General features: G+C 73.9%; 6 protein-coding genes. All 6 read right to left on the bottom strand.

Annotation, left to right across the window (positions count from 1 at the left end; genetic code table 11):
- Positions 1-126: 126 nt before the first annotated feature.
- The 6 genes from ACIQ8B_RS19625 to ACIQ8B_RS19600 all read right to left on the bottom strand — a co-directional run bounded on the left by ACIQ8B_RS19625 (position 127) and on the right by ACIQ8B_RS19600 (position 8066).
- Positions 127-1482, bottom strand: coding sequence for a serine hydrolase domain-containing protein (locus ACIQ8B_RS19625; protein ID WP_403548290.1), 1356 nt, complete (start codon positions 1480-1482; stop codon positions 127-129).
- A gap of 87 nt (positions 1483-1569) precedes the next feature.
- Positions 1570-2694, bottom strand: coding sequence for a cytochrome P450 (locus tag ACIQ8B_RS19620; RefSeq protein WP_403548288.1), 1125 nt, complete (start codon positions 2692-2694; stop codon positions 1570-1572).
- Positions 2695-3678: 984 nt separating this feature from the next.
- Positions 3679-4431 carry a thioesterase II family protein gene (locus ACIQ8B_RS19615; RefSeq protein WP_403548286.1) on the bottom strand — a complete coding sequence of 251 codons (753 nt, stop codon included), beginning with the start codon at positions 4429-4431 and terminating at the stop codon, positions 3679-3681.
- A gap of 396 nt (positions 4432-4827) precedes the next feature.
- Positions 4828-5007, bottom strand: coding sequence for a hypothetical protein (locus ACIQ8B_RS19610; RefSeq protein ID WP_290003230.1), 180 nt, complete (start codon positions 5005-5007; stop codon positions 4828-4830).
- A 107-nt stretch (positions 5008-5114) separates the two neighbouring features.
- Complete coding sequence (locus ACIQ8B_RS19605; protein WP_403548284.1) at positions 5115-5534, bottom strand: CBS domain-containing protein; 420 nt, start codon at positions 5532-5534, stop codon at positions 5115-5117.
- 84 nt (positions 5535-5618) lie between these two features.
- Complete coding sequence (locus ACIQ8B_RS19600; protein ID WP_403548282.1) at positions 5619-8066, bottom strand: SpoIIE family protein phosphatase; 2448 nt, start codon at positions 8064-8066, stop codon at positions 5619-5621.
- Positions 8067-8089 lie beyond the last annotated feature (23 nt).

Below are 8089 nucleotides of genomic sequence, written 5' to 3'. Positions count from 1 at the left end.
ACACCGGAGCGGTGCGGGGTCTTCGCGTACGGGGCGGGTGCGTGACGGGTGGCGCGGGACGCGGTCGGACGGCGGCGGCGCGGCTCACGGTGCGGTCAACCGACGGCGGTAAGGCGCGCGGTGCGGTCAGCCGGTGCCTGTTCGGCGCGCGGTGCGCCCGGATATCTGCAGCCGGTCGATGGCCCCGGTGACCGGGTCGCGGTGGAAGCGGCCGCCCGGTTCGAGCCGGCCGGTGGACGGGTCCACCAGGTCGCAGGACAGGTCCGCGTAGCACACCAGCGGAATGGGGTAGTCGCCGTCGACGGACAGGGTCGGCTTGCCGTCCCCGTCCAGCTTGACCGTGTACTCGATGCCCCCGTTGCGGTACGTCCCGGCGCAGTCCGTGAGGGTCAGGGCGGGTCCGCGGCGGGTGCCGGCGGACGGGCCGGTGGGCACGCGGATGCCGGTGAACCGGGCGAGTTCGGCGGCGATGTCGCGCCACAGGGCGGTGGCGGCACCGGCGTTGCCGGTGAAGGCGACCACGATGCCCGTGTCGGCGTCGGCCCGCAGGTGGCAGGAGGTGCCCTGGGCGTTGCCGTCGTGGCCCCACCACACCCGGCCGTCCTGCTGGAAGAGGGCGGGGCCCAGGCCCCAGGAGTCCGCCAGCGCACCGGCGTCGGCGGCCGGTTCGGGGTGGCGCATCAGGTCGGCGACGGCGGCCGGCAGCGCGGCCGATCGGCCGATCAGGGCTCTGCCCAGGGTGACCAGGTCCTCGGCGCTGGCCAGCAGGGCTCCGGCGGGGGCCTCCACCGGGGCGAGGTTCTGGTGGGCCGGGCGCACCAGGCCCGTGGCCGTGTTGAGGGCGTGGCCGCTGGCGAGCGGCCGCGAGGGGGCGGTGTCGCCGAGGAACGCGGGGACGATGCCCAGGGGTTCCAGGACGAGCGCCGTCACCGCTTCCTGCCAGGTCATGCCCGTCACTTCGGACAGGATGCGGCCGGCGGCGACGTAGCCGGCGTTGGAGTACGAGAATCCGGTGCCCGGCGCGAAGAGGGTGTTCCGGGCGGTCCAGACGGCCGAGAGGTAGCGGGAGGCGGTGGCGCCGACGGCGCTGTCGGAGTCGGGTCCGGTGGGGAGGCCCGAAGTGTGACTCAGAAGGTGACGGACCGTCACATCGGGTAACTCGCCGCGCAAGTCGGGCAGGAGGTCGCTGACGGACTCGTCCAGGTCGATGTCGCCGTCATCGGCGAGGAGCAGGACGGCGGTGGCGGTGGCGACCTTGGTGACGGACCCCAGGGGGACGGCCGTCCGCGCGGTGAACGCGGTGTTCGTCAGGGCGTCGGCCGTGCCGGTGTGCAGGCTGACGAGGTGGGTTCCCGTGTGGACGGCGAGTTGGGCCCCGGGCACGAGGTGTATGCGCGCGAGGGATTCGAGGTGACTGCGCAACTCGTGGTGTGAGACGGCCGATGGCCGGTCGGTGGTCGGCGCGGCGGTCGAGTAGGTCATGGGGACGTGACTCCTGGTGAGAGCGGGTGCGGGGAGAGCGGACGCGCCGGCCCCGCGGTGAGCGGTGCGGGGTGCGCGTCGACGTGCTTACGGCCTGGTGACGGCGATCGGCAGGTGGCGTACGCCGACGATGACAGCCGGGTTCTGGTACGTGACGTCGTCGTACGAGGGCACCTCGATGTCGGGGAAACGATCCGTCATCATCCGCAGGGCGATACGGGCTTCCAGTCGAGCCAGGGGGGCGCCGAAGCAGAAGTGGATGCCGTGCCCGAAAGTCAGATGGGGGTTGGGATCGCGGGCCGGGTCGAAGACGTCCGGCGAGGTGAAGCGGGAGGGGTCGCGGTTGGCGGCTCCCAGGTGGACCATCAGCAGGGTGCCGGCCGGGATCTCGTGACCGCCGAGTTCCACGGTCCGGGTGGTGCGCCGGCCCAGCTCGGGGAAGGGCGGGAGCAACCGCAGGACTTCCTCCACTGCGGCGGGCACCCGGTCCGGGTCCTTGCGCAGTGCGTCGAACGTGCCGGGGTGCCGGTCGAAGGTGACCACGGCGTTGCCGAGCAGCGCGGTGGTGGTGATGTGCCCGGCGACCAACAGCAGGGCGACGAAGCCGACGATCTCCTGGTCCTCCAGCCGCGTCCCGTCGACCTCGGCGGAGAGGAGTCTTGTGGTCAGGTCGTCACCGGGGTCGGCGCGGCGGCGGCGTATGTGGTCCAGCACGTAGCCGTTCATCTCGCGCACGGTCGGGGCGATGGCCTCCAGCGCCCGTTCCAGGTCGGCCATGTCGAGGCTGTCGCCGAGCTGGTCGCCGCCGAAGAGGGTCGCGGCCCACTCCTGGAACAGCCGGTGGTCCTCGGCGGGGACACCGAGGAGTTCGGCGATCACGATGATCGGCAGGGGGTAGGCGAGGGTGTCGACCAGGTCGAAGCGGTCGCGGTCGGCGACACCGTCGAACAGCCGCGCGCAGACGGCCTCGACACGAGGTGCGAGTCCGTGGACCACGCGGGGGGTGAAGGCCTGGCTGACCAGGGTGCGGAGCTTGCGGTGCTCCGGCGGGTCCATGCCGACGAAGTTGCCCTGGGTGAAGGCCTCGAAGTCCTCCTGGGTGGGGGCGATCGGCGTCATGTCGGAGGAGTACGTCGCCGGGTCGGACAGGACGGCAGCGACGCCCTGGTGGTCCACGACGTGCCACTGCTGCCGCTCCTCGTCGTACGCCACGGGGCCCGCGTCGCGTAAGCAGCGCCATCTCTCGGGTAACACGTCGAGTGGCGATTCCGCCCCGGTCAGTTCTGTGCTTGTCACCGTTTCTCCTTGGGTGAGAACACGCAGGCCCGGCGGTGGGTCACCGACGATGCCGTGGTGCGACGACGCCGTGGGCCGCCGCGGGCAGGGGTGGCCGGCATTGCCCTCGGCCACCGGACGTGGCGCCACTGGACGGCTCGCGCTCCGCGCCGCGGGCCGCCCCGCGGCCCGCCCCCCCCGGGGGCCGGGCCGGGAGCGGCCTGCCGGTCCGCCGGCTCACGGCATGCCGGCCCGGGCGTCAGCACATCCGAGGACAGCTTTCGGACGGCGGGGATGCGGCTCCGAGCGGTCCGGAAGCCCGCCGAGCAGCGGACAGGCCCGCACCTGCGCAGCCTGGCAGCACACACCCCGGGGACCGACGAACAGACATCAACACATCCCCCCGTGACTTCTCCCGTGCAGCAACCCCGCGCGGGAACTCCCCTGACCCACGATCCCGCACTTCACATGCCAAGAACACGCCTTCAACACGATTCGTCCGGGCCGAGCGCGCTCACAGTTTTCACGTCGGGTGACGAGATCGCAACCCCCCGAAATCGAAGGGGGAGAGCCGTCAGGCACCTCGCCAAGAAGGGCGTGTATCCCGGCGTTTCACATTCAAACCTGGTGCTGTCGAAGAGAATTCACACGCCCTCCACACCGCGGGGCACGACCCCCCTCACCCCCGCGACCACCGCCTCGATCACACGGCCGTCCGCACCACGGGTTTCGGCCAGACCGGGCGCGGGTCGCCCCGGGCCCCGCCGGGTCGTCCGGTCACCGGCACGGCCACGGCGTCGGGGCCGGCCCGGCGCGCGCGGAAAACCGAGGACACGCGCGCTCGCCCACGTGCGTGGGCGCCACGTCAATGAGAGAGCAGCAGCCCGGCGCGGCCCCGGCGCGCTGCGGGCCCACCGCCCGTCATCGGTCGCCGGCCTCGGCGCACTCGGCGACGAGGCGCACGACGGTGTCCTGGTGGTCCGACAGGAAGAAGTGTCCGCCGGGGAGCATTTCCAGCCGGAAGCCGGCCGTGGTGTGACTCTTCCAGGCCGCGGCTTCCTCCGGCGTCACCTGCGGGTCCCGGTCCCCGGTCAGACAGAGGACGGGCGTCGCCACCACCGCGTCGGGGACCGGCCGATACCGGGTGACTGCCCGGTAGTCGTTGCGTATGGCGGGCAGCGTCAGGTCCATCAGGTCCGGGCTGCTCAGGATCGCCGTGTCGGTTCCGCCGAGGCGTGCGAGGTGGTCGAGCAGGTCCCGGTCGGAGTCGAACGCCTGGGCCTCTCGCGTCACCGACGGGGCGGCGCGGCCGGAGACGACCAGGCGGCAGTGGGCCGTCAACCGGTCGCGCCCGAGCCGGAGCATCGACTCGAAGGCGACGGACGCTCCCATGCTGTGACCGACGAGGACGAGCGGCACGGGCTCTGCCGCCCATCGCCGCAGGGACGGCAGCAGCCGGCCGGCAAGGCCTTCGACGGTCGTCACGAACGGTTCGCCCCAACGCTCCTGCCGCCCCGGGTACTGAACGGCTGCCACGTCGTACCCGTCGGGGAACCGCCGCGCGAACGGAGCGTAGAACGAGGCGGCGCCTCCGGCGTGCGGAAAGAACACCACGCGCGCCCGGGCATCCGCGGCACCGCGCAGTGGCCTGATCCAAGGGTCCTTGCCCACCATCGCCACTCCTCACCCCTCGTCATGCGGCCGGGCCCGCCCACCGGTCCCCCTTGTGACCGTCGTCGACGGTACGGTGCCCACCCTCCGACCGTCGAGGGGGCCGAGAACACCCCGGCGCACCACCCTGCGAGCGCATCGGTCACCACCCGCACCGAAGCGGACGGCCTCCCGGTGGACGAAGTGGCGCTTCGCCGTGCGGTGTGCGGTGCTGCAGCACCACGGCGGGTGGATCGGGCACGTGCAGCCGGTGACCAGGCACCCGGCGAGTGACATCGACAAGGCCGCGGCCACCGTCGAGGAGCGTGTGGTGGGCGGCCTGGACGCCGGGGCGGGTGGGGGCGCGTACACGCCGCCGGGCCGCACACCCCGTGGGTGCGGGCCCGGTGATGGCGGGGGTCAGTCCTCGCCGCGCACGATGTTCCCCTCGGCCCAGGTGACCGGGGCGGCCGGTGTGGTGTTCCGGTCGACCGCGGGCAGGCAGGTCCGCAGCGGTTCCTGACCACGCAGTCGCCGTGCGCGCGCCCAGCCGGTCTCCGGACGGCGGGTCCGGGGCTTGTCGGTACTCTCCGTGATCACGTCACATCATCTTCCTTCCGTGGCGCCGGCGGGCCGGGTCCCCCGGTGCCACGGAGGCCGAACCCCACACCGCGCATTCATGCGGCTCCCCTACGAATGTGAGGGGTTCACGTGTGCGGACGGGCGACACTGATGTCACCGAGCGCCGACTCCGGGTCGCGCTCCATGGCGACGTCCCCCAACGACACGACGCCGACCGGGTGTTCGTCGTCGACCACCGGGACGCGGCGCACGGCGTGTTCGCGCATCAGCCGCACCGCGAGGTCCAGCTCGTCGTCGGGCCGTACGGTCACCAGGTCGTCGCTGCACGCGCGGGCCACGGTGGTCTCCTCGGGGTCGACGCCCTCGGCGACCGAACGCACCACCAGGTCCCGGTCGGTGACCAGTCCCCGCAGCCGCCCCTCGTCGGTGACCAGCACGGCGCCGAGGTCGCGGTCCCGCATGATGCGGGCGACCTGCGCGACGGAGGTGTGCGGCCCGACGGTCACGGGCGCGGCGGTCATGATGTCGCGGACGTACTGGGTCATGAGGTGTCCCCTTCCTCGGCCTGCTCGGCGTCCTCGCCGGCTCGGTGAAGGACCCGGGTACCCGCCGTGCGGCGGACGGCACCGTCAGCGCCGTACGGTGAACTCCGCCCACACCTGCTTGCCGCCGCTGACCGGCAGGGTTCCCCAGGACGCCGCCACCGCCTCGACGAGCAGGATGCCGCGGCCCCCGGTGGCCTCCCAGCCGATGCCGGTGGGCCTCACCGGCGAGCGCGGGGAGGCGTCCGCGACGGCGAGGCGCAGCCGGTCCCCGATCAGGGCGAGGTCGAGGCGCACCTGGCCGTCGGTGTGCACCAGGGCGTTGGTGACCAGCTCGGAGACGGCGAGGAGCGGCGCGTCGATCTCCTCGGTGACGCCCCAGGAGCGCAGGGTGCGCCGGGTGAAGCGGCGGGCGTGACCGACCGCCTGGGGCACCCGCCACACGGTCCAGCTCTCCCGCAGCGGACGGGTGTCCATGCCGTCGTAGCGCATCAGCAGCAGCGCCACGTCGTCGCTGCGGAGCGCGTTGCCGAGCAGCGTGTCCGCGACCGGCCCCAGGTCGGCGGGGTCGGCGGCGGCCACCTGCCGGGCGAACCGCTCCATGCCCGTGTCGATGTCGGAGTCGGGCGACTCGACCAGGCCGTCCGTGGTGAGGGCGACCAGCGTGCCGGGCTGGAGCCGCAGCGGGTTCATCGGGAAGTCGCACTGCCGCACCACTCCGAGCGGCGGACCGCCCTCCGCCTCCGCGATCTCGGTGCGCCCGTCCGGGTGGCGCAGCACCGGCGGCAGATGCCCGGCGCGCACGCACCAGGCGGCGCCCGCCTCCATGTCGACGTCGACGTAGCAGCAGGTGGCGAAGAGGTCGGTCTCCATGTCGACGAGAAGCCGGTTGGCGTGGGAGACCACCACGTCCGGGGGATGTCCCTCGACGGCGTAGGCGCGCAGGGCGGTGCGCATCTGTCCCATGAGGGTGGCGGCGCCGGCGCTGTGGCCCTGTACGTCCCCGATGACGAGGGCGACGTGGTTGTCGGCCAGCGGGATGACGTCGTACCAGTCGCCGCCGAGTTCCAGTCCGGCGGTGCTGGGCAGGTAACGGGCGACGGCGACCGCGCCCGGCAGCCGGGGCAGGCGGCGCGGCAGCAGCTGGCGCTGGAGCATGCCGACCAGTTCGTGCTCGGCGTCGAAGGCACGGGCCCGCATCAGCGCCTGCCCGGCCAGGTTGGCGGCGGCGGTGAGCAGGGTCCGCTCGTCCGCGCCGATGTCGTGCGGGGCGTCCCAGCCGACGAGGCAGGCGCCGGCCATGCGGTTGCCGGCGGGCAGCGGCAGCACCGCGAGACCGCCCGGGCCGACCCCGGCGAGCGCCGGTTCGAGCGGGGAGCCGGCCGGCCACATCACGGGGCGGCCGTCGCGCAGCGCGGCGGCCAGGGTCGGCATGGTGCGCACGGGCGCGTCGGGCCACTCGGTGCGCCACTCCGACCGCCACAGCTCCGGCCAGGCCTCCGGCTCGGGCGGGTCGAGGACGGTGACGACGAGCCGGTCGCTCTCCAGCTCGGCCAGCGCCATCCGGTCCGCGCGCAGCGGGCGGCGCAGCGCCGCCACCACGGCCTTGCCGACGTCCCGCACGGTCACGGCGGTGGACAGGGCGGCGGCCAGGCGCTGCACCCGCGCCACGTCGGTGACGTCGGCGCGCAGCGAGGAGGCGTCGGCGACGGTGCCGACGAGCCGGGCCGGGCCTCCCTCGCCGCCGGGCGCCAGCCGGCCGCGCAGCCGGAGCCACCGGGGCGGTCCGGCGGGCTGGAGCACCCGGAACTCCAGCTCGCGGTCGCCGATGGTCATGTGGTCGGCCTCCACCACGGACATCAGCGAGGGCAGGTCCTCGGGGACGGCCAGGCCGAGCAGGGTCTCCATCCGCCCGTCGAAGTCGTCCGGGTCGAGTCCGTAGAGGTCCAGGACGTCGTCGTGCACCCGGACCCGGCCGGTGTCCATGGCGAGGCTGAAGCCGCCCGGTGGCAGGTCCGCGCCCTCGGCGGTGACGGGCGGCGCGGGGAAGGCGACGGCGTCGGCGACAAGGCCGAGGCACGCCCGGTCGTCGGCGTCGAACCCGCCGGGCCGCTCGCTCACCGCGAGCAGACAGCCGCCGCCGTCGTGGCGCACGGGCAGGGCGGCGAGGTGGAAGTCGCGGCGGGGCGTGCGCCGCGACTGGGACTGGGCGGCCAGGTCCCTCGGGCCGAGCCACACCGCGCGTCCGCGGTGGGCCTCGGCGACGGGGCCGCGGCCGGTGGCGGAGTAGCAGTCGCGCACCCCGCACAGGGTCCGCGGCACCCCGGCGGCCTCCGCCAGACACAGCAGCTCGCCGTCCTCGCCGGGGGCGTAGACGCCGGCGAACAGGGCGCCGGCGAAGACGAGGGCCTGCTCCAGGGTCCTGCGCAGCCGGTCGGGCGCCTGCGGATCCGCCGCGATCGCGCTCAGGGCGCCCTCGGCACGCAGCGTTCTCGTGCCGCCTCCCGCAGCGCCCTCACCGACCACGTTGGCCATTACAGCGCCAAAGGGACACGGGC

It is taken from the genome of Streptomyces sp. NPDC096105 (assembly GCF_044763335.1).
GTDB lineage: Bacteria > Actinomycetota > Actinomycetes > Streptomycetales > Streptomycetaceae > Streptomyces.
This window is presented reverse-complemented; position numbering and strand designations above follow the sequence as displayed.